Annotated in this window: 24 protein-coding genes; 9 read left to right on the forward strand and 15 right to left on the reverse strand. The window is 74.2% G+C overall.

Annotation, left to right across the window (positions count from 1 at the left end; genetic code table 11):
* Nucleotides 1-41: 41 nt before the first annotated feature.
* The 3 genes from AB0F71_RS29760 to AB0F71_RS29770 all read right to left on the reverse strand — a co-directional run bounded on the left by AB0F71_RS29760 (nt 42) and on the right by AB0F71_RS29770 (nt 3,611).
* Entirely contained in the window at nt 42-1,172 is a 1,131-nt protein-coding gene (locus AB0F71_RS29760) for an aminotransferase class I/II-fold pyridoxal phosphate-dependent enzyme (RefSeq protein WP_360240559.1), read from the reverse strand.
* 10 nt (nt 1,173-1,182) lie between these two features.
* Nucleotides 1,183-1,827, reverse strand: a complete 645-nt coding sequence (locus AB0F71_RS29765; RefSeq protein ID WP_360240562.1) for a PAS domain-containing protein — start codon at nt 1,825-1,827, stop codon at nt 1,183-1,185.
* Nucleotides 1,828-1,961: 134 nt separating this feature from the next.
* Nucleotides 1,962-3,611 carry a beta-propeller fold lactonase family protein gene (locus AB0F71_RS29770; RefSeq protein ID WP_360240565.1) on the reverse strand — a complete coding sequence of 550 codons (1,650 nt, stop codon included), beginning with the start codon at nt 3,609-3,611 and terminating at the stop codon, nt 1,962-1,964.
* Between the two features lie 251 nt (nt 3,612-3,862).
* Here AB0F71_RS29770 and AB0F71_RS29775 point away from each other — a divergent pair, with 251 nt between their 5' ends.
* The gene (locus AB0F71_RS29775) at nt 3,863-4,306 is read left to right on the forward strand and encodes an Rrf2 family transcriptional regulator (RefSeq protein WP_360240568.1); all 444 of its coding nucleotides are present in this window, start codon (nt 3,863-3,865) and stop codon (nt 4,304-4,306) included.
* A gap of 116 nt (nt 4,307-4,422) precedes the next feature.
* On the forward strand, nt 4,423-5,613 hold the full coding sequence (locus tag AB0F71_RS29780; protein ID WP_360240571.1) for a globin domain-containing protein: 1,191 nt from the start codon (nt 4,423-4,425) through the stop codon (nt 5,611-5,613).
* Here AB0F71_RS29780 and ddaH read toward each other — a convergent pair.
* Nucleotides 5,603-6,427, reverse strand: a complete 825-nt coding sequence (ddaH, locus tag AB0F71_RS29785) for a dimethylargininase (RefSeq protein WP_360240574.1) — start codon at nt 6,425-6,427, stop codon at nt 5,603-5,605. The genes AB0F71_RS29780 and ddaH overlap by 11 nt on opposite strands.
* Before the next feature lie 233 nt (nt 6,428-6,660).
* Nucleotides 6,661-7,542 carry an MBL fold metallo-hydrolase gene (locus AB0F71_RS29790; protein ID WP_360240577.1) on the reverse strand — a complete coding sequence of 294 codons (882 nt, stop codon included), beginning with the start codon at nt 7,540-7,542 and terminating at the stop codon, nt 6,661-6,663.
* Between the two features lie 223 nt (nt 7,543-7,765).
* On the opposite strand from AB0F71_RS29790, the gene AB0F71_RS29795 reads away from it, so the two are divergent.
* The gene (locus AB0F71_RS29795; protein ID WP_360240580.1) at nt 7,766-8,548 is read left to right on the forward strand and encodes an SGNH/GDSL hydrolase family protein; all 783 of its coding nucleotides are present in this window, start codon (nt 7,766-7,768) and stop codon (nt 8,546-8,548) included.
* Nucleotides 8,549-8,573: 25 nt separating this feature from the next.
* Here AB0F71_RS29795 and AB0F71_RS29800 read toward each other — a convergent pair whose 3' ends face one another.
* On the reverse strand, nt 8,574-8,996 hold the full coding sequence (locus AB0F71_RS29800) for a DUF2809 domain-containing protein (protein WP_360240583.1): 423 nt from the start codon (nt 8,994-8,996) through the stop codon (nt 8,574-8,576).
* Nucleotides 8,997-9,156: 160 nt separating this feature from the next.
* Here AB0F71_RS29800 and AB0F71_RS29805 point away from each other — a divergent pair, with 160 nt between their 5' ends.
* Nucleotides 9,157-10,569: a DUF2252 domain-containing protein gene (locus AB0F71_RS29805; protein WP_360240586.1), complete on the forward strand. Its 1,413-nt coding sequence runs from the start codon at nt 9,157-9,159 to the stop codon at nt 10,567-10,569.
* 136 nt (nt 10,570-10,705) lie between these two features.
* On the opposite strand, the gene AB0F71_RS29810 is transcribed toward AB0F71_RS29805, so the two are convergent.
* The 3 genes from AB0F71_RS29810 to AB0F71_RS29820 are packed head-to-tail and all read right to left on the reverse strand — an operon-like array spanning nt 10,706 to nt 13,464.
* Nucleotides 10,706-11,392, reverse strand: coding sequence for an alpha/beta fold hydrolase (locus AB0F71_RS29810; protein ID WP_360240589.1), 687 nt, complete (start codon nt 11,390-11,392; stop codon nt 10,706-10,708).
* Nucleotides 11,393-11,419: 27 nt separating this feature from the next.
* Nucleotides 11,420-12,904 (reverse strand): MFS transporter, encoded by a 1,485-nt coding sequence (locus AB0F71_RS29815; RefSeq protein WP_360240591.1) that lies wholly within the window; start codon nt 12,902-12,904, stop codon nt 11,420-11,422.
* On the reverse strand, nt 12,901-13,464 hold the full coding sequence (locus tag AB0F71_RS29820) for an XRE family transcriptional regulator (RefSeq protein ID WP_360240594.1): 564 nt from the start codon (nt 13,462-13,464) through the stop codon (nt 12,901-12,903). Before AB0F71_RS29820 ends, AB0F71_RS29815 begins: the two co-directional genes overlap by 4 nt.
* 212 nt (nt 13,465-13,676) lie before the next feature.
* On the opposite strand from AB0F71_RS29820, the gene AB0F71_RS29825 reads away from it, so the two are divergent.
* Entirely contained in the window at nt 13,677-14,954 is a 1,278-nt protein-coding gene (locus tag AB0F71_RS29825) for a DUF5685 family protein (RefSeq protein WP_360240597.1), read from the forward strand.
* Between the two features lie 7 nt (nt 14,955-14,961).
* Here the strand turns inward: AB0F71_RS29825 and AB0F71_RS29830 are convergent, their stop codons facing one another.
* Nucleotides 14,962-15,162 (reverse strand): hypothetical protein, encoded by a 201-nt coding sequence (locus AB0F71_RS29830; protein ID WP_360240600.1) that lies wholly within the window; start codon nt 15,160-15,162, stop codon nt 14,962-14,964.
* The gene (locus AB0F71_RS29835) at nt 15,152-15,295 is read right to left on the reverse strand and encodes a hypothetical protein (protein ID WP_360240603.1); all 144 of its coding nucleotides are present in this window, start codon (nt 15,293-15,295) and stop codon (nt 15,152-15,154) included. Before AB0F71_RS29835 ends, AB0F71_RS29830 begins: the two co-directional genes overlap by 11 nt.
* A 210-nt stretch (nt 15,296-15,505) precedes the next feature.
* Here AB0F71_RS29835 and AB0F71_RS29840 point away from each other — a divergent pair, with 210 nt between their 5' ends.
* Complete coding sequence (locus AB0F71_RS29840; RefSeq protein ID WP_360240606.1) at nt 15,506-16,429, forward strand: chitosanase; 924 nt, start codon at nt 15,506-15,508, stop codon at nt 16,427-16,429.
* 64 nt (nt 16,430-16,493) lie between these two features.
* On the opposite strand, the gene AB0F71_RS29845 is transcribed toward AB0F71_RS29840, so the two are convergent.
* Nucleotides 16,494-17,081: a TetR/AcrR family transcriptional regulator gene (locus AB0F71_RS29845; RefSeq protein WP_360240609.1), complete on the reverse strand. Its 588-nt coding sequence runs from the start codon at nt 17,079-17,081 to the stop codon at nt 16,494-16,496.
* A gap of 102 nt (nt 17,082-17,183) precedes the next feature.
* Between AB0F71_RS29845 and AB0F71_RS29850 the strand changes: the two genes are divergently transcribed.
* Nucleotides 17,184-17,654 (forward strand): nuclear transport factor 2 family protein, encoded by a 471-nt coding sequence (locus AB0F71_RS29850; protein ID WP_360240612.1) that lies wholly within the window; start codon nt 17,184-17,186, stop codon nt 17,652-17,654.
* A 175-nt stretch (nt 17,655-17,829) separates the two neighbouring features.
* The gene (locus AB0F71_RS29855) at nt 17,830-18,888 is read left to right on the forward strand and encodes a hypothetical protein (RefSeq protein WP_360240615.1); all 1,059 of its coding nucleotides are present in this window, start codon (nt 17,830-17,832) and stop codon (nt 18,886-18,888) included.
* On the opposite strand, the gene AB0F71_RS29860 is transcribed toward AB0F71_RS29855, so the two are convergent.
* The 3 genes from AB0F71_RS29860 to AB0F71_RS29870 form a co-directional block, all read right to left on the reverse strand.
* Complete coding sequence (locus AB0F71_RS29860) at nt 18,876-19,475, reverse strand: hypothetical protein (RefSeq protein WP_360240618.1); 600 nt, start codon at nt 19,473-19,475, stop codon at nt 18,876-18,878. The two genes, AB0F71_RS29855 and AB0F71_RS29860, sit on opposite strands and share 13 nt — an antisense overlap.
* 115 nt (nt 19,476-19,590) lie before the next feature.
* Complete coding sequence (locus AB0F71_RS29865) at nt 19,591-20,505, reverse strand: alkaline phosphatase family protein (RefSeq protein ID WP_360240621.1); 915 nt, start codon at nt 20,503-20,505, stop codon at nt 19,591-19,593.
* Between the two features lie 110 nt (nt 20,506-20,615).
* Nucleotides 20,616-21,611 (reverse strand): phospholipase D-like domain-containing protein, encoded by a 996-nt coding sequence (locus tag AB0F71_RS29870; protein ID WP_360240624.1) that lies wholly within the window; start codon nt 21,609-21,611, stop codon nt 20,616-20,618.
* A 356-nt stretch (nt 21,612-21,967) separates the two neighbouring features.
* Between AB0F71_RS29870 and AB0F71_RS29875 the strand changes: the two genes are divergently transcribed.
* Nucleotides 21,968-23,257, forward strand: coding sequence for a serine hydrolase domain-containing protein (locus AB0F71_RS29875; protein WP_360240627.1), 1,290 nt, complete (start codon nt 21,968-21,970; stop codon nt 23,255-23,257).
* Nucleotides 23,258-23,262: the final 5 nt, after the last annotated feature.

Raw genomic sequence — 23,262 nt, forward strand, 5'->3', positions numbered from 1 at the left:
ACTCCGCCCCGCCCCGGCCGCCGCCGGCGGGGTGGGGCGGCTCAGCGCTTGCGCAGCCAGTCGGCGAAGGCCTCCAGGGCCGGGCCCGGGTCGCGACGGCCGACGCCGATCCGGAAGCGGTCGGCCGGGGTGGGGGTGAGCTCGGAGCGGAACATGCTCGCGGGCATCAGCAGCACGCCGGCCTGCTCCACCAGCGCGGTGCAGAAGTCCTCCACGCCGTCCGGCCCGAGGTAGCGCGGGTAGGCGACGCAGCCGCCGTCCGGGGCGCGCCAGTCGAAGAGTTCGGGGAACTCGGCGAAGAAGGCGTCGAAGTGCGGCAGGTTCGCCGCGATGATCCCCCGGTTGCGGTCGAGGATCCGCTCCCGGGCGGTGATCGCGATCCGGGCCAGCACCTCGCTGGGCGCGGAGTTGCAGATGGTGGTGTAGTGCTTGGCCCGCTCCAGCCGGGTGCGCAGCTCGCGGTCCCGGCAGGCGATCCAGCCGATCCGCAGGCCGGGCAGGCCGAGCGACTTGGAGGTCACGTTGAGCGAGAGCGCGGTGGCCGAGAGGTCGGCGGCCTGCGGCAGGATCCGGGCCGGGTCGCGTTCCAGGCCGCGGTAGACCTCGTCCGAGAAGAGCCGGATGCCGCGCTCCTCGCAGAGTTCGGCGAGCCGGGCGAGGTCGGCGGCGTCGATCAGGGTGCCGGTCGGGTTGTTGGGGAAGTTGACCGAGAGCACCTTGGTGTTCGGGCGCAGCGCCGCCTCGACCGCGTCCAGGTCGAGCGCCCAGTCCTGCCGCTCGTCCAGGGCGACCCCGGTGACCTCGCACAGCGAGAGCGGGATGGTCTCCGCCGACTGGTAGTTGGGGGTCACCACCACCGCGTGGTCGCCCGGCTCCAGCAGCACCTGCATGGCGAGGTTGATCCCCTCCTGGGCGCCGCCGAAGCAGATCACGTCGTCCGCGTCGACCCGCTCGTACATCCCGGCGATCGCCCGCCGCAGGCCCGGGTCGCCGAAGGTCTCGGTGTAGCCGAGCGCCAGGGTGTCCCAGGCCTCGCGGTCCTCCGGGCCGGCCAGGGCCAGGAGTTCGGCCATCGTCATGGTCTGGGCGTCGGAGGCGGTGAGGTGGTGGCGGGCGGTGAACTCCCAGCGGGTGAAGTAGGTTTCGAGCCGGAAGTCGGGCAGCTGGGTCATCGGGTGGTCCTCAGTTCTTCCTGGGCGCGGCGGGGTGCTTGAGCTCGGCGAGCAGGGCGTAGGCGGTGGAGCGGGAGATCCGCAGCGCCACGGCCACGACGGGGACGGCGCGGCGGACGGCGAACACCCCGGCCGCGTCCAGTTCGCGCAGCACGGCGAGCCGGTCCTCGCGGGTGAAGCGCTCCAGCGGACGGCCCTGGGCGCGGACGTGGCCGCCGACCACGTCGTTGATCCGCTCCGTCCAGTCGCGTTCGAACAGCGGCTCGGGGCGAGGGGCGGTGGGGGCGGCGAAGTTGGTCAGCAGGGCGGCGGCCTGGTCCAGCGGGCCGCGGTCCAGGTTGACGCAGAGCACCGCCGAGGGCCGGCCGGCGTCGTCCCGCAGCACCGCGCTGACCGAGGAGAGCCGCCGGCCGTCCGGCAGCAGCTTCTCGTACGGCCCGTAGACGTCCGGGGCCGAGGGGTCCAGTTCGTCCAGCTCGCCGAGCAGGGACCGGTCGCCGGGGGCGCGGGCGGTCATCGGGTTCCAGATGGCCAGCACCCGGTCGGTGGCGGTGTCGTGCAGCACCACCTCGGCGTACGGCCCCAGCAGCTGGGCGACCGCGCGGCAGACCGGCGACCAGGTCCGCACGCGCGGGTCAGGGGTTTCGGCAGGCATGGATGGACTGTACGTCCGACTCGGACACTCAGTCCAGAGGCGGGAGCAGGGCCGGGTGTGGGAGAGGCCCCGCCCGGCGTTCCGAACGGGGCCTCCGAGGGGGCGCCCAGTGGCAGGTGATCAGCGGCAGGTGATCAGTGGCAGGTGATCAGCAGGCCGAGGACGGAGGTGCAGCTGCGGGTCGCCCGGCTGGTGGCGGGCGAGGGGTCGGCGGGGGCGCCGGCGGTGCGGGCCACGGTGACGTCCCAGGAGGTGAGCAGGCTCAGCGCGCCGACCCGGACGGAGAAGTGCCGGGTGGCACTGGCCCCCTTGGCGAGCGGGGCGGCCAGGGTGCAGGTGAGCTTGCCCGCCGCGACCGTGCAGTCGGTCGAGGTGGTGGTCGGCCCGGTGGGCAGAGCGGCGGCGACGGTGGCCGCCGTGATCGGGTCCGGGCCCTGGTTGGTGAGGGTGACGGTGTAGTCGACCCGGCTGGAGAGCAGGTCGGTGACCGGGGTCGCGGTGAGCGCGACGGCCAGGTGGGCGCTGGGCGCGGTGTAGTCGAAGCGGTCGGCGGCGACGGCGGCACTGGTGCCGCCGGGCGTGGTGACCTGGACGTCGACCGGGCCGGTCACCGTGGTGGCGGGGGCGGTCGCGGTGCAGCTGGTGCTCGTGCAGCTGAACGAGGTGGCCGGACCGGCCGCGCCGAAGGTGACGGCGGTGGCGCCGTTGAGGTCGGTGCCGGTGATGGTCACCGTCGTGCCGCCCGCCCCCGAGCCGCCGTTCGGGCTGATCCCGGTCACCGCCGGCACCGGCAGCGGGAGGTTCAGCACGTCGACGGCGTCACCGGTGAAGTCGGCGAGGTAGCCGCGCCGCCCGTCGGCGCTCAGCGCCAGGGTGTACGGGCCGGCGCCCACCGGGACGGTCGCGGTGACGGTCCGGCCGGCCGCGTCGATGACGCTCAGCGTGTTGTCGGCGTAGTTGGAGACGTAGGCGGTGGAGCCGTCCGGGGCGAGGGCCACCGAGTAGGGGCCGTTGCCGACGGTGACGGTGCCGACCAGGGTGCCGGCGCCGGTGTCGAGCACGGCGGCCGTGGTGTCGTCCCCGTCGGCGGCCCACAGTCGGCTGCCGTCGGGGCTGAGCGCCAGGCCGAAGGCGCTGTGGCCGACCGCGATCGTGGCGCTCACCGCGTTGCTCGCGGTGTCGACCACGTTCACCGCCTTGGCGCCGGAGGCGGCGACGTACAGCCGCTTGCCGTCGGGCGAGACGGCGAGCCCGTGCGGCTCGGCCCCGACCGGGACGGTGGCGGTGACGGTGTTGCTCGCGGTGTCCAGCACGCTCACGGTGCCGGCCCCGGCGTTGCTGACGTAGGCGCGGGTGCCGTCCGGGGAGAGCGCCAGGCCCCAGGGCTGGACGCCGACCGGGACGGTCGCGGTGACGGCGTTGCTCGCGGTGTCCACGACGCTGACCGCGTTGTCCAGGTGGTGGGTCAGGTAGGCGCGCCGGCCGTCGGGCGAGACGGCGACCGCGTAGGAGCCCGTACCGGCGGTGAAACTGCCGGTCACCGTCCGGGTCGCGGTGTCGAGCACGCTGACGGTGCCGGTGCTCTGGCTGGTCACATAGGCCCGGGCGCCGTCCGGAGTGAGCGCCACACCCGCCGGGTAGGGCGCCACCGGCACGTGGGCCGCCACGGTCGGCGGGGGCGCGGCGGCCTCGGCGGGGGCGGGCTGGGAGAGCAGCGCGGCCGTGGCTGCGGATATCGCCGCCACGGCCGTCCAGGTGCGCCGGGGTGCACGCGGTGATCTCACGGATTCTCCAGGGGAGGTCGACCAGGGGGAGGTGGTGAAGGACGTGGCTCCGGAGCCGCTGCGAAGCGTAGATCGCTTGGTGACGGCGCGTCAGGAGCTGATCGGTAATGTCGCCAACTGTTCAGATTCGACCGAGATGCGGCGGGGCCACAGGCGAGGTCACCGGGGACGCCGTCGGGGTCACCGGGAGCGCCCGTCGGGGTCGTGCAGGAAATTGGAGTTCTGGAGTCGTATTCGCTAGCGTTTCGATCGTGAGGCTGACCAAGAGCACCGACATCGCCCTCCGCATCGCCATGCGGCTCGCCGTGATCGGCGAGGGCGAGAACCCGACCACCCGCGAGGTGGCCGAGTCGGTCGGCGTGCCGTACACCCACGCGGCCAAGGTGGTCAGCAGGCTGCAGCACCTCGGGGTGGTGGAGGCCCGACGCGGACGCGGCGGCGGACTGATGATCACCTTCGCCGGGCGGACCGGCTCGCTCGGCCTGCTGCTGCGTGAACTGGAGGGCGTCGGCGACGTGGTCGGCTGCGAGGACGACCCGCCGTGCCCGCTGCGGGCCGCCTGCCGGCTGCGCGGGGCGCTGCGCACCGCCCAGGAGGCGTTCTTCGCCGCGCTCGACCCGCTCAGCATCGACCAGCTGGTGGCCTCCCCCACCGGACCGGTCCTGCTCGGCCTCACCGCCCGACCCGTCGACTGACCCCGCCGATCAACCCCTCCGATTAACCCCGCCCCCCCGGGGGGTCGGTCGGCACTCACGGGCTTAAATACGAATCTCAGGTACCAGTTCTCAGCCACCCGTCAGGAGTTCCTCTGATGCTGTCCGCGAAGTCCTCCGAGGTCGTCGAGGCCACCCTGCCCGTCGTGGGCGCCGCGATCGGTGACATCACCCCGCGCTTCTACGACCGGCTGTTCGCCGCCCACCCCGAGCTGCTGCGCGACCTGTTCAACCGGGGCAACCAGGCCAACGGCACCCAGCGGGAGGCGCTGGCCGGCTCGATAGCCGCCTTCGCCTCCGCGCTGATCGCCCACCCCGACCAGCGGCCGGACGCGATGCTCGCCCGGATCGCCCACAAGCACGTCTCGGTCGGCATCGAGAGCGCCCAGTACAAGATCGTCCGCGAGCACCTGTTCGCGGCGATCGTCGAGGTGCTCGGCGAGGCCGTCACCCCGGAGGTCGCCGCCGCCTGGGACGAGGTGTACTGGCTGATGGCCAACGCGCTGATCGCGATCGAGGACCGGCTGCGCGCCGAGGCCGCGGCCGGCGGTGACCCGGCCGAGCTGTGGCGCCCGTACACGGTGATCGCCCGCCACCAGGAGACCTCGACCGTCGCCAGCTACCTGGTCCGCCCGGCCGACGGCCGCCCCGCCCCCGTCCCCCGCCCCGGCCAGTACGTCTCGGTGCGCACCCGACTCGCCGACGGCGCCCGCCAGATCCGCCAGTACAGCCTCTCCGGCGGGGCCGACGGCGCCCTGCGGTTCAGCGTCAAGCGCGAGCCCGGCGGCGAGGTCTCCGGCCACCTGCACGACCACCTGTACACCGGCGACACCGTCGAACTCGCGCCCCCGCTCGGCGACATCACCCTCGCCGAGGGCAACGGCCCGGTGCTGCTCGCCTCCGCCGGCATCGGCAACACCCCGATGACCGCGATGCTCGACCACCTCGCCGCCACCGGCTCCACCCGGCGGATCGTCTCGGTGCACGGCGACCGCGACCAGCTCAGCCACGCCTTCCGCGCCGACCTGGAGCAGCTGACCGCCAGGCTCTCCGACGCCACCGCCCACGTCTTCTACGAGCGGCCGCTCGGCGACTGGCCGGCCGAGCGCACCGGCCTGGTCGACCTGTCGACCGTCGAGGTCCCGGCCGGCACCACCGCCTACCTGTGCGGACCGCTGCCCTTCCTGCGCGCCGTGCGCGGCCAACTGCTCGCGGCGGGCGTCCCGGCAGCGGACATCCACTACGAGGTGTTCGGGCCGGACCTCTGGCTGGGCGCGGTCAGGGCCTGAGCTCCAGGGTGCAGCACTTCGCCCCGCCGCCGCCCTTGAGCAGTTCGGAGACGTCCACCGGGATCGGCTCGTAGCCCTGCTCGGCGAGCCGGCCGGCCAGGTTCTTGGCCGTGTCCGGGAGCAGCACCCGGCGGCCGTCCGAGACCGCGTTCAGTCCGAACACCTCGGCGTCGGCCCGGTCGGCGAGGAGCGCGTCCGGGAAGAGGCTGCGCAGCACGGAGCGGCTGTGGGCGTCGAAGGCCTCCGGGTAGTACATGACGTGGTCGTCGGAGAGCACGGCCAGCGCGGTGTCCAGGTGGTAGAAGCGCGGGTCGACCAGGGTCAGGCTGACCACGGGGACGCCGAACAGTTCCTCCGCCTCGGCGTGGGCGGCCCGCGAGGTGCGGAAGCCGGTACCGGCGAGCACCCGGCGCCCGACCACCAGGTGGTCGCCCTCGCCCTCGTTGACGTGCCCGGCGCGGCGCACCGCGCGGTAGCCGTGCAGCCGGAACCAGGACTGGTAGGCCTCGGACTCGGCGGCCCGCTCACGGTGGCGGAAGGTCGCCACCAGGGCCCGGCCGTCCAGCACGGTGGCCCCGTTGGCGGCGTAGACCATGTCGGGCAGGCCGGGCACCGGGTCGATCAGCTCGACGGTGTGACCGAGGCGGCGGTAGGTCCGGTGCAGCAGCTCCCACTGGCGGACGGCGAGCGCGGTGTCGGTGGGCTTCGCCGGGTCCATCCACGGGTTGATCGCGTAGTCCACCGTGAAGTACGTCGGCCGGCACATCAGGTAGCGCCGGGGCCGGGCCGTACGTGCCGGGGTGTGCGTGGGCATCGCTCAACCGTCCTAGGATCGCGGGGAGTTCGGGTGCGGAGCTGCGGGTCGCTGCTGAGGCGGCTGCCCCGCCATCCCCGCTCGCACACCCGCGCGGGCGCCCCCGGCGGGCGCAACCCCCCGCGCACCCGGCGCGAGCCCCGGCGCACGGACCGGCGGGCCGGACCGCTCACGGCGGGCCGGGTCACCGGCGAGCCGCGCCGGGCCGGACCCTCACCGGCGAGCCGGACCGCTCACCAGCGCACCGCGGCGAAGTCCACCGGCTCGGTCCGCAGCGCGCGGGCCCGGACGGCGAGGGCGCGCAGCCGGCGGTCCGCCTCCTCGGCGGGCATCCGGTGCTTGTCGCCGTGGCCGGGCAGCAGCCACTCGAAGCGCAGCGCGTCCAGGCCGCGCTCCAGCGAGGCCGTCTGCTCCTCGATCGAGTACCAGGTCACCGCCTCCTGCACCTCGATGTCCCGGTTGGTGCGGGACCAGTACAGGCTGTCGCCGCTGAAGCAGTACCGCTCGTCGGCGACGTACAGCACGCTGCCGCGGGTGTGGCCGGGGAAGGGGTGGGCGACCAGGCCGGGCGACACCTCCACCGGGTCGGTGCCGCGCAGCACCCGGTCGGCGTCCGGGGCCGCGGCGAGGTCGCCCTCGTGGATCCAGAGCCGGGCGCCCAGCCGGTCGGCGTACGCGCGGCCGTGCGCCGCGTGGTCGCGGTGGGTGAGCAGGACGTCGGTGACCGGGCCGAGCGCCTGGTAGCGGGCGGCGAGGGCCTCGCTCCAGCGGGGCGTGTCGATCATCACCCAGCCGTCGGGGCGGCGGCAGAGGTAGGCGGTGGCGCCCGCGGTCTGCCGGGAGTTGTGGCCCAGCAGCAGCACCTCGCCGGTCTCGTCGAGGGCCAAGGGGAACGGGTCGGTGGCCCGGTCGAGCGGGCCGTTGCCGGGGCGGATCGAGCGGGTCGGGCAGGCGTGGGCGGCGGCGAGCAGTTGGCGGCGCTCGGCCTCGTCGCGCGGCTGGCGGACCAGTTCGGACTTGCGGTCGCGCTCCCGGATCAGGTCGGGCGCGAGCTGCCGGGCGACGTCGCAGTTGGTGCAGCGGTCGTCGACGGTCCAGTTCTCGGAGCTGTTCATGGCCGGTGCTCCCCCAGGGAAGGTACGGCGGCCGGAGCGGCGCGCCGTCCTTCGAGCATCGTGCGGGCGGGCCGGAAAGCGGAAGGGGGAACGGACCTTGTGCTTTCCCGGACCGGGCGCTCTGCGGCCGGGCGGGGCCGTAGAGCGTACGTGGCCCATCTCACGTTCCGCCAGGCTCACCTACGGTGGCGTAGGTCACTTGAATGGGTGAACTATCTCTTTCATGCCGAACCTCCAGGAGACCCTTGACCTCAGTTCGTACGCCGCCCTCGGGGACAGCTTCACCGAGGGCCTGAACGACCCCGGTGCCGACGGCGCCTTCGCCGGCTGGGCCGACCGCCTGGCCGGACTGCTCGCCGACGGGCGGCCGCCGGGCGGGTTCCGCTACGCCAACCTGGCGGTGCGGGGGCGGCTGTTGGACCAGATCGTGGCCGAGCAGGTGCCGCAGGTCCGCCGGCTCCAGCCCGACCTGGTCACCTTCTGCGCCGGCGGCAACGACATCCTCCGGCCCGGCAGCGACCCGGACGAGGTGGCCGTCCGCTTCGAGGCCGCCATCGCCCAACTCGCCGAGAACGCCGGGACGGTGCTGATCTGCACCGGCTTCGACACCCGCGAGGTGCCGCTGCTCAAGCACCTGCGCGGCAAGATCGCCACCTACAACGGCCACATGCGGGCGGTCGCCGACCGCTACGACTGCAAGGTCGCCGACCTGTGGTCGCTGCGCGCGGTGCAGGACCGCCGGGCCTGGAGCGAGGACCGGCTGCACCTCTCCCCCGAGGGCCACCAGCGGGTCGCCCTGCTGGCCGCCCGTTCGCTCGGCCTGCGCACCCAGGACGACCCGGAGGCCCCGTGGCCGACCGCCCGCGCGCTCACCCCCGCCGACCAGCGGCGGGAGAACCTCCAGTGGGCCCGCGAGTACCTGATCCCCTGGGTCGGCCGACGCCTGCGCGGGGAGTCCTCGGGCGACCACGTCGAGGCCAAGCGCCCGGAGCTGCTGCCACTCTGACGGCACGTCAGAATTTGACGCTCCGTCAGACATTCGCACCGGGTGCTGTGGGCCGGCTGATCCGGCCGGCCCGCAGCACCCGGTGCGACAGCGCGGCGCCCGCCGCGCCGACCAGGTACCAGAACAGGTCCGGCGGGTTGAAGGTCGACCCGAGCACCAGGTGCACCAGCGCGCTGTGCCGCCCCCAGGCGTCCGGCAGGCCGGTGGCCTGGAACAGCTCCACCGCCCAGCTCACCGCGGCCGCCACCACGGCGGCCCGCAGCGGCCGCACCCGGGGCGCGACCAGCACCACCAGGGCGTACACCAGCACGGTGTAGAGCGCGTCACCCGCGCACTTGGCCACCTCGCCGGTCAGCACGGCGCGCACGCCCAGGCCCGCCGCCACCGTCACCAGCGCCGCCGCGGCGGCGGGAAGTCGTACCGTCAGGCCGTTCCGAAGCTCAGTCACCCGCCCCACGGTAGGCCCCGGCCCGCCCGCGCGGCACGGCGGGCCCCAGCTGTCCCAGCGGCCCCGGGAACCACCGCGCCGTCCCGGACGTCCTCCCCCTGGTGAGCCATCCGTGCAGGTCACGGGCGGGAGTTCGAGCAAGGCGGGCGGGGCGGGGACAGTGACGGAGAACAGAGGCAGCACGGCACGGCGGCAGTTCGGCGTCCCCGGATTCGCGACCGGCCCGGACGGCCGGGCGCAGCGGGCCCGCGAGCAGGGCAAGGCCCTGCGCGAGCGCGTCCCCCGGGAGCGGCACGCGGAGTTCGCGCCCGCACCCGACCGGCCCACCGCCGTGGCGGCGATCGAGGCCTCCAACGCCGGCCGGATCCCCGGGCTGGTGCCGATCCGGGTCGGCCGGATGGCCGCCACGCCCTTCGCCTTCCTGCGCGGGTCGGCCGGGCTGATGGCCGCTGACCTCGCGGGCACTCCGGTGACCGGCGTCACCGCGCAGCTGTGCGGGGACGCCCACGCGGCCAACTTCGGCCTGTACGGCGACGCGCGTGGCCAACTCGTGATGGACATCAACGACTTCGACGAGACCGTGCCCGGCCCCTGGGAGTGGGACCTCAAGCGGCTGGCCACCAGCCTGGTGCTGGCCGGGCGGGAGACCGGGGCGAGCGAGACCACCGCCCGGGCCGCCGCCGCACACGCGGCCGCCTCCTACCGGCGCACCATGCGCACCCTCGCCAAGCTGCCCGCCCTGGACGCCTGGAACGCCGTGGCGGACGAGCAGTTGGTGTCCTTCACCGAGGCGCACGACCTCACCGAGGTGCTGACCAGGGTCGGCGCGAAGGCCCTCGGCAACACCAGCGCCCGGTTCGCCGCCCGCAGCACCATCCGTACCGCGGACGGCGGTTGGCGCTTCACGGCCGCCCCGCCGGTGCTCACCGAGGTCACCGACGCGACCGCCCGAGCGGTGGCCGGGGCGCTCGGCCCGTACGTGGCGACGGTGCCCGCCGAGGTGCGCACCCTGCTGTCCCGCTACCGGGTGCAGGACGTGGCGTTCCGGGTGGTCGGCACCGGCAGCGTCGGCACCCGCTCGTACGTCGTGCTGCTCACCGACCACCGGGACCAGCCGCTGGTGCTCCAGGTGAAGGAGGCCCGGCCGTCCGTCCTGCTGCCGTACCTGGACGGCGGCCGGGGGCAGCGGCCGGAGGAGCACGAGGGGCGGCGCGTGGTGCTCGGCCAGAAGCACATGCAGGTGGTCAGCGACACCCTGCTCGGGTGGACCACCGTGGACGGACTCCCCTACCAGGTGCGGCAGTTCCGCAACCGCAAGGGCAGCGTCGACCCGGCCGCGCTGCTGCCGGGCCAGCTGGACGACTACGCCCGGATCACCGGCGCGCTGCTCGCCCGGGCGCACGCCCACACCGCCGACCCGGGGCTGCTCGCCGGGTACTGCGGCAAGAACGAGGCGCTGGACGAGGCGGTCGCGGCCTTCGCCGTCACCTACGCGGACCGCACCGAGGCCGACCACGCCGAGCTGCTGGCGGCGGTGCGCAGCGGGCGGCTGCCCGCCGAGCAGGGGGTCTGAGGGGGCGGAAGTACCGGGCACCGGCGGCCGAGGGCGTCGACCGGCGGTCCGGGCGGGACGGCCGGCGGATCCGGGCGGGACGGCCCGCGGATCCCGGTGGGACGGCCCGCGGATCCCGGTGGGACGGCCGGGTCGCTCAGGGCGCCAGGAACGGCGCCACGGCGGCGACGTACTCGGCGGGCCGGGTGCGGTGCACCAGGTGCCCGGCCTCGATGGTGACCAGGCGGCAGTCCGGGACGAGCCGGGCGAGTTCGGCGACCCGCTCCTGCGGGATGTGGCTGGTGGCACCGCCGGCGACAACCAGGGTGCGGGCGGTGATCCGGGCCAGCCCCTCCCGCCAGGCCGGGTCGGGGGTGTCGAGCTGCGCCTTGACGGCCCGGACCATCGCCCAGTCGAAGTGCGCCGGTTCGTCCGCGCCCTCGGGCGGCACGCTCGACGGGCGCGGGTACAGGGCGGCGATGTCCTCCAGGACGAGCCGGTCGACCCGCTCGGGTGCGGCCTGGGCGAGCAGGTAGGCGACCACGCCGCCCATCGAGTGGCCGACCAGGTCGACCCGGGCCAGGCCGAGCGCGTCGAGGAAGGCGAGCACGTCCTCGCGCATCTCGGCCAGGCCGTAGCGGGCGGTGCGGCCGCTGTCGCCGTGGCCGCGCAGGTCGAGCGCGTACACGTGGTGGTCGGGGGCGAGGTCGGGCAGCACCGGCTCCCAGTCGGCGGCGCGCTCGCCGAGGGCGTGCAGCAGCACCAGCGGCGGGCCGTCGGGGCGTCCGCTCTCCCGGTAGGCGAGCGTGACGCCGGGCAGTTCCACCGTTCGTACTGTCGTCATGGCGACACCGTACGCGCCGACCGGCTGCTACCGGACGGCCGTTCGCCCTCGGCGCACCGGGGCGGTGCCCTCGGGGGTGCGTTCCGGCCCGGCCGCCCGGCCGGCGAACACCGAGGCCAGCACGGCGAGTCCGGCCACCGCCGCGCAGACCAGGCTCGCCGCCAGGTAGGCGGAGCGGTGGCCGCCGCCCCCGGCCGTCTCGCGCAGGTAGACCCCGGACAGCGCGGAGACCGCGACGGCCGCCGCGATCCGCTGCGCCATCTGCAGGATCGCCCCGCTGACCCCGGCCGCCTCGGCGGGCGCGTGGCGCAGCACGTAGGCCTGGTTGGTGGAGCCCATCAGGCCGACCGAGGCGCCGCTGAGCAGTTGGAGCAGGGCGAGCAGCCAGGGCAGCACGGCGGCCGGGGCCCAGTGCGCGACGGCGCCGCTGAGCAGCATGGCGAGCGCGGAGCCGGTCATCCCGAGGGTGACGGTGCGCCGGCCGAGCCGCTGCACCACCCGCCAGGCGAGCGCGGAGGCCGCCGCCATGGCCAGCGCGGAGGGCAGCGAGACCAGGGCGGCGCCCATCGGGGACAGCCCCAGGCCGTCCTGGAGGAACATGGTGAGGACGAGCGAGGCGGCCAGCGAGGAGCCGAACTGGGCCATCGCGGTGGCCGTGCCGAGCGCGTACGGCGCGGAGCGGCTGAGGGCGGGGTGGATCAGCGGGTGCCCGCCGGTCCGGGCGTAGCGGCGCTGCCATCCGACCAGTGCGCCGAGCAGGGCCAGGGCGCCGGCTCCGAAGGCCAGCCAGCCGGCCCAGCCGGGCGGTTGGACGAAGGGCAGCATCAAGGCGAGGGTGAGCGCGCCGACCAGCAGCAGGCCGAGCAGGTCGAGGTCGGCGTGCCGGGTGGCCGGGCGGGGCGCGGGCAGGTGTCGCACGGCCAGCAGCAGGGTCGCCAGGCCGAACGGGAGGTTGAGCAGGAAGGTCAGCCGCCAGCCGAGCTCGGGGCCGGCCGCCGCCAGGACGAGGCCGCCGACCGGCGGGCCGAGGGCGAAGGCGAGGCTGCCGGTGACGGCGTACATCCCGAGGGCGCGGGCGCGCAGCTGGCCGTCGAAGACGTCCTGAAGGGTGCCGATCATCTGGGAGTTGACCAGTCCGGCGCCGACGCCCTGGAGCAGTCGGGCGGCGATCAGCACCTCCGGGGCGGTGGCGGTCGCGGAGACCAGGCTGACCGCGGTGAACAGGGCCAGGCCGGTGACGAAGAACCACTTGCGGCCCTTGACGTCGCCGAGGCGGCCGCCGGGGATCAGCGCGAGGCCGAAGGCGAGGGAGTACCCGGCGACGATCCACTGGAGGTGGGCGGGCTGGGCGTGCAGGGTCTGGCGCAGGGCGGGGAGGGAGGTGTTCAGGACGGACTGGTCGATCAGGGTGGTGAAGCCGCCCGCGACGCAGACCAGCAGGACGCGGCGCCCGGCGGCGTCGAAGCGTTGCCTGCCCGCCCGCTCCGGTATCGGGCCGGTGGCGGTGCTCATGACTCGACCACCACCAGGGCGTAGCGGGCCTCGCCCGGGCCGAGGCTGCGGAAGCGCATGCTGCCGGAGCCGTAGCGCAGGCAGTCGCCGGGGCCGAGGAGTTCGGCCTCGCCGTCCAGGGTGAGTTCCAACTGCCCCTCGAACAGCCAGAGGTGGTGTTCCAGGCCGGGCAGGCAGGGGCGGTCGTAGGCGATGTCGGCGCCGGCCGGGAGCCGGCCCTCGATGATCTCGGCGTGCAGCGAGCCGTGCGGCGGGGAGACCGAGCGGCGGACGAAGCCGGTGGCCTCGTCGCGCCAGAGCTGCTGGTCGTCGGCCCGGACCAGCCGGGCGGCGCCGGACTCCACCTCGGCGAGCAGCCGGGACATGGTCCGCCCGTACACGGTGCACAGTCGCCCGAGCAGGGCGGCGGTCGGGCTGACCTCGGCGCGCTCCACCCGGGAGAGGGTGGACCGGCTGACGTCGGCCAGTTGCGCCAACTCCTCCAGCGTCCAGCCGCGTTCGACCCGCAACTCGGCGAGCCGTTGTGCCAGCCGTTCGTCGGCGGCGGTGTCGATTCCCATATCCGTGATGCTATCCCGGATCTGGGATCACCTTCCCGGGAGTTCTCCGGAGACTGTGAAGGTCTGACGGCGGCTCGGTCTCGGGGCGGCCTCGGTTCGCCCGCCCGTCGGCCGTCACCGAGCCGGTGATCATATGATGTTCGGCGACAAAGGGGCCGGTCAGCGGCCCGAGGGGCCGTGCCGCGGCCCACCGGCGAGGGGGAGCAACGATCGTGTTCGGCATCATCAGACCGTGCGGCCACCGGCTGTCGGAACGCCTCCGCACCTCCTGGATGGCGCACCTGTGCGGGCTCTGCCTCGCCCTGCGGGACGACCACGGGCAGCTTGCCCGGACCGCCACCAACTACGACGGCCTGATCATCTCCGTCCTGGTCGAGGCCCAGGCCGCCCCGACCGACACCAACTGGCGCCGCACGGCCGGGCCCTGCCCGCTGCGCGGCATGCGCACGGCCTCCGTCGCCAAGGGCGAGGGCGCCCGGCTGGCGGCCGCCGTCTCGCTCGCGCTCGCCTCGGTGAAGATCCGCGACCACGTCGAGGACCGGGACGGCGTGTTCGCCCGCCGCCCGGTGGCCGCCGGGGCCCGCGCGGTGACCAGGCGCTGGGACCGGCAGAGCGCTGGCAGCGCCTCCGCGGTCGGCTTCGACACCGCCGTGCTGCTCGACGCCGCCTCCCGGCAGGGCGAGTTGGAGCGCTCACTGCGGCCCGGCGGCTCCGTGCTGCTGGTCACCGAGCCCACCGAGACCGCCACCTCGGCCGCCTTCGCGCACACCGCCGTGATCGCCGGGCGGCCCGGCAACGCCGCCCCGCTCGCCGAGGCCGGGCGGCTCTTCGGCCGGCTCGCCCACCTGCTGGACGCCGCCGAGGACCAGGCGGCCGACGCCGCCTCGGGCGCCTGGAACCCGCTGACCGCCACCGGCACCGACCGGGCCGAGGCCGAACGGCTCTGCCGGGACGCCGTGCACGGCATCCGGCTCGCGCTCCGGGAGGTCGAGCTCACCGACCGGGCCCTGGTGCACGTGCTGCTCGCGCACGAGACGGAGACCGCGGTGGACCGGGTCTTCGGCCGGGCCGGGCACGCGGCGAGCTGCCGGCGCGGTCCGGCCGGGGCCGAGCACGCCACCGCCGACACCCCGCAGGACGCGCCGCCGCGTCAGGTGCCGCCCGGCCAGGCCCCGGACCAGGCGCCCCTCCCCCCGTGGGTGCCGCAGGGCCCGGGCTTCGGCCCGCCGCTCGGCGGGAAGCCGCCGCACCCGCGCAACCTGCTCGCCGGGTGCGCGGTGTGGGCCCTGATGGCCTGCTCCTGCCAGCTGCTCTGCTGCGAGCACGACGACCCGTTCAGCCGGGAGCGCCGCAAGGGCTTCTGCGAGCGGCACGACTGCTGCAACGCCTGCGACTGCTGCGACCCCAGCTGCTGCGAGTGCGGCAAGTGCGGGTGCGACTGCTGCGATTCCTGCGGCTGCGACGGCTGCGACTGCGGGTGCGACTGCTGACGGTCGATCAGTTCTGCTCCGGCGCCGGCACCGGCGTCTCCTCCGGCGCCTCCTTCGGCTCCGGCTCCGGCTCCGGCTGATCCGACGCCACCGGCCCGGGGTGCCCCCGCGGCACCCCGGGCCGGTCCGCGTCCCGGTACTCCTCCCCGCGCCGCCAGAGCGGCAGCACCGCCACCGGGCCGCGCGGTTCGGCGGCCTCAGGTCTCACGCCCCGCCACCTCCCGGTCCGCCGCCAGCGAGCTCTCCAGCCCGGCCAGCAACTGCCGGAACCGCTCGGCGTCCTGCTCGGTCATCCGCCCCTCGGGCGCCGCCCCCGGCCACTCGGCCGTCCTGTCGTCCATGGCCCCGACGCTAGGCGGCGGCGATCAACGGGCGATAAACGAGGGGCGCGTGGGGCGCAAGGGGCCTACCCGCACCGAACTCCACCCCGCCCGACGGCTTGGCGGGGGCAGCGGTCGGTGGTTCAATGCCCATCGTTAGGAAGGTTTCCTAACAAGACATCGCCGGATCCGAGCACGACCTCTTCCCCCCACCGAGAGGACGACCTCCCCATGGACCGCAGCACCGCTGGCAGGACCACCAGGAACACCGCCCGGGCAGTGAGCACCGGGACGGCACTCGCCGCCTTCCTCCTGTCCACCGCCGCCTGCGGCGCCTGGGCCGTGGGCCCGGTCCAGGCCGCACCGGAGCAGCCCGCCGCCCCGGCGGCCGCGGCCCGACAGGCGGGCACCGCCCCCCGGGTGGCCGCCGGCGGGCTCACCCCCGACCAGCGCCGCCGCGCCGACCAGCTGGTCAGCGTCTTCGAGAACAGCACCACCACCATCCAGTACGGCTACGCGGAGAACATCAACGACGGCCGCGGCGTCACCGCGGGCCGGGCCGGGTTCACCACCAACGACGGCGACGCCCTCAAGGTGGTCCGCGCCTACACCACCGTCGCCCCCGACAACCCGCTCGCTCGCTTCATCCCCGAACTGGAGCGCCTGGCCGCCGCCGGCAGCGGCGACACCAGCGGCCTGCCCGAGGCCGACTACATCGCCGCCTGGCAGCAGGCCGCCCAGGACCCGGCCTTCCGGCAGGTCCAGGACGACCAGGTCGACCAGCGCTACTTCACCCCGGCCATGGACCAGGCCGACCGGCTCGGCCTGACCACCGCGCTGGCCCGCGCCGAGCTCTACGACGCCTCCATCCAGCACGGCAACGGCAGCGAGTACGACGCCCTGCCCGCGCTGATCGGCCGGACCACGGCCAGGGTCGGCGCACCCTCGGCCGCCGGTGAGCGCGCCTGGCTGGACGCCTTCTTCGACGTCCGGATCGACGACCTGAACAACCCCTCCAACTCCTCCACCGCCGAGGAGTGGCGCAAGTCCGTCGACCGGGTCGAGTGCCTGCGGCGGATCGCCGCCACCGGCAACTACGACCTGGACGGCCCGTTCACCGTCACCGCCTACGGCTCCGGCTACACCATCGACTGAGCCGCCCCCCGACCCGGGGTCCGGGAGTGTGGGACCGGACCCCGACCCCGAACGGCCACCGCGTTCAGCTCCGTACGGGTGCCGCCGCGTCCAGCAGGAGAGCGGCAGCCGCGCGGGCCTCCGCGGCGGCGGCCGGGTCCCCGTGCACGGCGGCGACGGTGATCGCACCCTCGGCCAGCAGCGCGAGCTGGGCGGCGGTGGCGGGCGGGGCGCCGACGGCGTCGACCAGGCCGGCCAGGTACCCGGCGAACTCCGCCTTGTGGTGCCGGGCGGCGGCCGCGACAGCGGGGCTGGTCGCGCCCAGCTCGCCGAAGGAGTTCACGAAGGCGCAGCCGCGGAACCCGGGCTCGGCGAACCACCGGCCGAGCCAGTCGAAGACCGCGAGCACCTGCTCCCGGGGCGTGCCGCCGGCCCGGGCGACGTGGACGGCCAGGCTCGCCCGCCACCGCGCGTCGCGCCGCCGCAGGTAGGCCTCGACCAGCTCGTCCTTGGCCGGGAAGTGCTGGTAGACGCGGCGCATGGTCAGCCCGGAGGCGGCTCGGACGGCGTCCATCCCGACCGCCTGAATGCCCCGTCCGTAGAACAGCTCCTCGGCCGCGTCGAGGATCCGGGTCCGCGGGTCGATCTGGTCCAGCGGGTCCATCTGTTCCATCTGCCGTGCCCTTTGCGTGAGAACGATGATTCTCCTAGGGTAGCGACCAAGGTGAGAACGATCGTTCTCACTGGCGGAATGCCCGTTCTCAAGGAGAGTCCCGTGACCGAACAGCGCCCTCCCGTACCCCCCTTCACCGAGGAGTCCGCCCACCGCAAGGTCCGCGCCGCCGAGGACGCCTGGAACACCCGCGACCCGCAGCGCGTCGCCCTCGCCTACACGCCCGACAGCCGTTGGCGCAACCGGGCCGAGTTCCTCACCGGCCGCGAGCAGATCGCCGCCTTCCTCACCCGCAAGTGGCAGCGCGAACTCGACTACCGCCTGGCCAAGGAACTGTGGGCGCACGACGGCGACCGGATCGCCGTCCGCTTCGCCTACGAGTGGCACGACGACGCCGGGCAGTGGTACCGCTCGTACGGGAACGAGAACTGGGAGTTCGACGCGAACGGCCTGATGGCCCGTCGGCTCGCCTGCATCAACGACCTGCCGATCGCTCCCGGGGAGCGCCTGCTGCACTGGCCGGCCGGCCCCCGCCCGGACGGCCACCCGGGCCTCACCGAGCTCGGCCTCTGAGCGCTCCGGCCGCTGCGGGCGCGGCCGGTTGACGCGGCGTCGGGCGGCCCGGCCCAGTCCCGACGCCGACGGGCCCGCACTGTTCCAGGGTTGTGACGAAGCCCCCACCGGCCGCGGACCTCGGGCTGGGAACCTCCTTGTTGAAAGCCACAGCACCACCGAGGGGGACCAAGAGATGTCCGTGCGCAACAGATTCGGCACCGCCGCCGCCATCGCCCTGATGACCACCGCGGGCGCGGTCCTGCTCTCCGCCTGCGGCCCCGAGAACGGCGACTCCGGATCGACCGCCGCCCCCAGCGCGCCGGTCACGGCGGCGCCGGGCGGCGGATCGCGCTCCGGCAGCCCCGCGCCGGGCGGCAAGGAGCCGGGGGGCAAGGAGTCCGGCGGCAAGGAGGTCAACGGCACCTCCGCGGCCAACCACCTGACCATCAGCACGGGCACCCGGACGGTCGCCATGAACGGCACCACCGTCGACTTCGGCACCGTGGTGCGCGACCTCGCGTGGTCCCCCGACGGCAAGAAGGCCGTCTTCGTCGACGGCGACGGCAACCTGCTGACCGCCGCCCCGGACGGCAGCGGCAGGGCGACCCTCGCCAAGGCCCCCAGTGGCGAGACCTGGTCCCACCCGACCTGGCAGCACGCCGACAAGGGGCCGAGCGGCGGCGCGGTGCCCGACGAGACCGACCGCTACAACAACATCGTGTTCACCTCCAGCAAGGGCGGCGTGCTGCGGCTGGAGAAGGTGCCCGCCAAGGGCGGCGCCGTCGAGGAACTCGCCCCGCACAACTCCGAGGCCGGCGACGCGGCCGGCGCCCCGCAGCCGCCGCAGACCGGCAACACCTGGGCCAACGCCGGTGGGCAGCGGGCCGACATCGCGTACGCCAACACCCCGTCCGGCGAGGTGTACATCTACGACGACTACATCCGCCCGGCCACCCGGGACATCGGCAAGGGCTCCCAGCCCGCGCTGTCCCCGGACGGCGGGAACATCGTCTTCGTCCGCTCGGTGAACGGCCACGACCACCTGTTCACCCGCTCCACCGAGCACGACCGGACGACCGAGAAGGACCTCACCCCCTCGGCCACCACGGACTACACCGAGCCCGCGTGGTCCCCCGACGGCAGGACCGTCGCGGCCCGCACCCCGGACGGCATCAGCACCGTACCGGCCGACGGCTCGGCGGCCCCGGTCCAGGTCTCCACCGTCAAGGGCCTGCCGGTCTACCGGCCCTGATCCGGGGTCGGGCGCGCCAACTCGGCGCGCAGCTCCGCGAGGTGCTCGTCCGCCGACTCGTGCGGCAGGAACTCGACCAGGTCGAGGAAGCGGAACAGCACCCGCTCCTCGGTGACGGCGTACTCGTAGTCGCCGAACCCGACCACCGCGCCCGTCCCACCGCGCGCCGCACCACGGACGGCGGCGGCGGTCAGCCCCTCCCCCGCGCCCGCGGCGCTCACCCGCCGACGGGCGTTGGGCCGGGCCAGGTACGGGCACACCATCGACGCGTACAGCATGCAGGCGCGGTGCCCCGGGCCCTCCATGGTCGGCGCCAGGTTGCGGTACGGGCGCCCGGCCCCGAGCGCCTCCGCGATCGCGGCGCTCTCCGCCGGACCGACCACCCGCCAGACCGGACCGCGCGGCATGAGGGCGCCGCACACCGAACAGCGGCGCTCCAGCGCGCAGTCGGCGCTGCGCCCGTGGTCGGTCAGCGCGAACTGCGGCTGCCCGTCCTGCCACGGCGTGATCGCCGGCACCGGGTACCCGCGGGCGTCCCGGGGGCGCTCCCCCACCTGCTCCGGCATCGGCACCTGTTCGAATCGCACGCCCCTATCGATACCAGCCGGGCACCCGGCGCCGCCACCGGCCACCGCCCGCCGGAAACCGGCGACCGCCGGGGCGGTCGCCGGTCCGGGGTGGGTGCCCGTCAGCCGCGCGGGGTCAGTTCCAGATGCCGGTGACGTCCGTGGCACCGGCCGCGTTGCCCGCGTGGCCGCTCGCCCCGGAGAGGTCCTCCAGGGTGCGCAGCACGTTGTAGTGGTTGTAGGTGGTGGAGCTGCTGCTGCCCGGCGTCACATGGGCGCCGTAGACCAGGGTCGGGATGCGGTTGCCGGACAGGCTGTTGTCCTCGTCGAAGGTGACGACGAGCAGGCTGTTGTGGCTCTGCGCCCAGGCGGCGTACCCGCCGAGGTTGTTCTTGATCCAGGTGTCGCCGGTGCCGACCGAGCAGTCGTGCATGTCGCTGCACAGGTTCGGGATCACGAACGACACGTTGGGCAGCGTGGTGTAGTCGGTCGGGAACTGGGCGAAGGTCTTGGCGCTGTCGAGCGGGACGTTCCCGAAGCCGAACCAGGGGTTGTGCTTCTGCGCGTACTTGCCGCTGCTGCACACCGTGCTGCCCTGGCTGGGCAGGGTCTCGTTGTAGCTCGCCCAGGTCTTCCCGGCGGCGAGCACCTCGGAGGCCAGGTTCGGGGCCTGGAAGCCGCCGACCGTCACGCAGCTGTCGTCGACCCGGCCCTGGGTGGAGCCGGAGAACAGCGCGTAGTAGTTCGGCTCGCTGGGGTGGGTGATGGCGTAGGACTGGGTGAGGTTGGCGCCGCCCGCCTTGAGGGTGTTGTTGAGGTAGGGGGCGCTGCTGCTGCCGATGACCTGGCTGTAGGCGTGGTTCTCCATCACCACGACCACGATGTGGTCGGGCGTGGGCAGCCCGGCGGCCTGCGCGGTGCTGGCGGTGGCGGCCCACAGCCCGGCCGAGGCGGCGACCAGGGCGACGGCCGAGCCGATCGCGGTCGCGGTGCGGCGGGAGCGGGAGCGCGGACGGGGGGCGTCGTTCAGGGGCTTCGCGGACGAAGTCATGACGTTTCCTCGGGTGGAGGGCGGCCCCGGCTGGGCCGCCCGGACGGGAGGTGACTGAGCTACCCGGAGTGCGACCGGACCGGCCTACCGGACCGATCCGCCGGACTGGCCTAGTACGGCAGGCCGTTGGCGAAGTCGGTGGCGAAGGTCGACTCGATCGTGGTGAGCACCCCGGAGTCGGAGACGATCAGGCCCAGCTCGCGGTTGTTGTTCAGCGAGTTGTCGGAGAAGTTCTCCGAGCCTGCGAACACCTTGGCGGTGGGCGTGCCGTAGTCGGCGACGATGGCCTTGGCGTGGATGTACAGGCCGGTGGTGGAGGAGTAGGTGACCACCTTGGCACCGGCCGTGGTGACCTCGTCGAAGGAGGAGCCGTAGCTGTCCGGGTTCATCCCGACGACGCGGACGGTGACACCGCGGTCGGCGGCGGCGGTGATGGCGTCGACCAGGGCCGGGTCGCCGAACTCCAGCTCCTCGACGTCCAGCGAGGTCCGGGCGCCGTTGATCAGCGCCAGCAGGCGGTCCTGCGAGTCGGTGGGCGACCAGACCAGGTTGTCGCCGTCCGAGGGGGTGATCGAGGTCTTGGCGTAGTCGGCGGCGAAGACCTGCTCGATCGCGGCGACGTCGTTGGCGTCGGTGTCGACGACCCCGTAGTCGCGGCTGCTGGAGTAGTAGGTGGCGTCCAGGTTCCCGGTCAGGATCAGCGACTTGGCGCCGTCCACGGTGACGGTCTTCTGGTGGGTGTAGACGAACGCCGAGGAGGAGTACGTCACGCCGACGCCGGCGGCCTTGAGCGCGGAGTAGGCGGCGCCGTTGACCGAGCTGTGCTTGCCGTCCAGGATCACCCGGACCCGCACTCCGGCGCGCTGACGGGCGATCAGGGCGTTCACGGCCGTGGTGTCGCGCAGCTCGTACATCGTCACGTCGACGGACCTGGTGGCCGAGTTGATCAGGCTGTAGACCGCGCTGTGGTCCTGGTCCGGGAAGACGATCGTCGAGTAGCCGGCGGTGACGGCGGCGTCGGCGTGGGCGGCGCCGGAGGCGGATATCAGGCCGGCGCCGACGAGCAGCAGGGCGCCGGCGCGGCGCGCGAGGGTGGCCAGGGGCATGGGGACTCCATGGTCGGTGAGGGGGAGGTCGGCGCGTGGCGGCACCGGGAGGCGGACGCGTCAGGTGGCGTGACCCACGTGACCCACATGGACGACATGGACGAACGTGGACGACGTGGACACGCCGAACGGAACGGCCCGAACAGCATGCGGTCGCGGTGGTCAACGCGGGTAGATGACGGGAGGTAAAACCTTGCCCCCGAGCCGGAGAACGGATCGTGCCCCGGCAAAACGGCCCGACAACGGACGAAGCGGGCACGAAGGTTCACATTGCCACCGACCGCCCGAACCGGTGATAGTGATCATCGACCCGACGCGACCCGACACCGCGTCAGCGCACGAGAGAGCCGAGGAACATGGCGAAGACCCGTCTGCTGCGTCCGCTCGCGGTGGCCGCCGCCGCTGCCGTCCTGGCGGCCACCGGAGCCGTACCCGCCCTGGCCGCCGGCCAGGACGGCCCGGCCCTGCCCACCCCCGACACCGCGGGGGTGCAGAGCGCGCTTCGAGCCACCATCGCCGCCGGCGCCCCCGGCGCCTTCGCGGTCATCCGCGACCACGGCGAGGAGGAGCTGACCCGCTCCCTGACCGCCGGCAAGGCCGACCTGGACGGGACCCCGATGAACTCCGCGTGGAGGTTCCGGGTCGGCAGCAACAGCAAGATGTTCACCGCCGTTCTCGTGATGCAGCTGGCACAGGAAGGCCGGATCGACCTCGACAGGCCGCTGCGCGACTACCTGCCGGCCGGGACCCTCCCGGACGGCTGGACGATGACCGGCCGCCAGGTCATGGAGCACCGGGCCGGCGTCTACGACCACACCAACGACCTGCTGGAGCAGGCCGGCGAGGAGACCACCAGCGCGTTCGAGGCCCGTATCCGCAGCACGGTGTACGCCCCGGCCGACCTGGTCGCGATGTCCGTCAAGCACGGGCAGCAGTACCCGCCGGGCAGCCGCTACTCCTACTCCAACACCGACTTCGTGCTGCTGGGCCTGGCCGTCGAGCACCTCACCGGCCGGCCCTACGCCGACGTGCTGCGCGAGCGGATCATCGAGCCGCTCGGCCTCGGCCAGACCTCCTTCGTCGTCCCCGACCAGCGGATCGACGGCCCCCACGTCACCGGCTACCTCACCAACGACGACCGCACCAAGCCGCTGCTGGACTCCACCGAGCAGAACGGTTCCTGGGTGTGGGCCGCCGGAGCCGTCATCTCCACCGCCGAGGACCTCGACCGCTTCCTCACCGCGCTGATGGCCGGCGGCGACGGCGGGCTGGTCTCGGACGACTCCCTCCGCCAGATGGAGGCCGCGCTGCCCACCCCCACCGCCAAGATCTCCTACGGGCTGGGGCTCCGCCGCATCTCGCTGACCTGCGGCGACGTGTACGGGCACGGCGGGATCGTCCAGGGCTTCCAGACCCAGTCCTTCACCACCCCGGACGGGCAGCGCTCGGTGGTGGTCTTCGCCAACGCTTCCAACAACGGCTCGGTCACCCAGGGCCTGATGAACGCGCTGGAGCCGGCCTTCTGCGGGAAGAAGCCGGCGACGGCGAAGGTCGCGCCGCGCACCGGCAGCGCCCCGGCCCAGCAGAACCAGCGGACCGTCCAGCACGACCAGGGGCTGCCGGTGGTGGAGGACACCCGGATCTGACCTCG

The organism is Kitasatospora sp. NPDC028055, assembly GCF_040637885.1.
Classification (GTDB): domain Bacteria; phylum Actinomycetota; class Actinomycetes; order Streptomycetales; family Streptomycetaceae; genus Kitasatospora.

Excerpts from the sequence above, each read along its gene's own strand:
- AB0F71_RS29840 (WP_360240606.1), top strand. The coding sequence starts at position 15,506 with ATGGACCGCAGCACCGCTGGCAGGACCACCAGGAACACCGCCCGGGCA.
- AB0F71_RS29795 (WP_360240580.1), top strand. The coding sequence starts at position 7,766 with ATGCCGAACCTCCAGGAGACCCTTGACCTCAGTTCGTACGCCGCCCTC.
- AB0F71_RS29780 (WP_360240571.1), top strand. The coding sequence starts at position 4,423 with ATGCTGTCCGCGAAGTCCTCCGAGGTCGTCGAGGCCACCCTGCCCGTC.
- AB0F71_RS29810 (WP_360240589.1), bottom strand. The coding sequence starts at position 11,392 with ATGACGACAGTACGAACGGTGGAACTGCCCGGCGTCACGCTCGCCTAC.
- ddaH (WP_360240574.1), bottom strand. The coding sequence starts at position 6,427 with ATGCCCACGCACACCCCGGCACGTACGGCCCGGCCCCGGCGCTACCTG.
- AB0F71_RS29790 (WP_360240577.1), bottom strand. The coding sequence starts at position 7,542 with ATGAACAGCTCCGAGAACTGGACCGTCGACGACCGCTGCACCAACTGC.
- AB0F71_RS29865 (WP_360240621.1), bottom strand. The coding sequence starts at position 20,505 with ATGACTTCGTCCGCGAAGCCCCTGAACGACGCCCCCCGTCCGCGCTCC.
- AB0F71_RS29815 (WP_360240591.1), bottom strand. The coding sequence starts at position 12,904 with ATGAGCACCGCCACCGGCCCGATACCGGAGCGGGCGGGCAGGCAACGC.
- AB0F71_RS29760 (WP_360240559.1), bottom strand. The coding sequence starts at position 1,172 with ATGACCCAGCTGCCCGACTTCCGGCTCGAAACCTACTTCACCCGCTGG.
- AB0F71_RS29875 (WP_360240627.1), top strand. The coding sequence starts at position 21,968 with ATGGCGAAGACCCGTCTGCTGCGTCCGCTCGCGGTGGCCGCCGCCGCT.
- AB0F71_RS29835 (WP_360240603.1), bottom strand. The coding sequence starts at position 15,295 with ATGGACGACAGGACGGCCGAGTGGCCGGGGGCGGCGCCCGAGGGGCGG.
- AB0F71_RS29855 (WP_360240615.1), top strand. The coding sequence starts at position 17,830 with ATGTCCGTGCGCAACAGATTCGGCACCGCCGCCGCCATCGCCCTGATG.
- AB0F71_RS29845 (WP_360240609.1), bottom strand. The coding sequence starts at position 17,081 with ATGGAACAGATGGACCCGCTGGACCAGATCGACCCGCGGACCCGGATC.
- AB0F71_RS29820 (WP_360240594.1), bottom strand. The coding sequence starts at position 13,464 with ATGGGAATCGACACCGCCGCCGACGAACGGCTGGCACAACGGCTCGCC.
- AB0F71_RS29765 (WP_360240562.1), bottom strand. The coding sequence starts at position 1,827 with ATGCCTGCCGAAACCCCTGACCCGCGCGTGCGGACCTGGTCGCCGGTC.
- AB0F71_RS29870 (WP_360240624.1), bottom strand. The coding sequence starts at position 21,611 with ATGCCCCTGGCCACCCTCGCGCGCCGCGCCGGCGCCCTGCTGCTCGTC.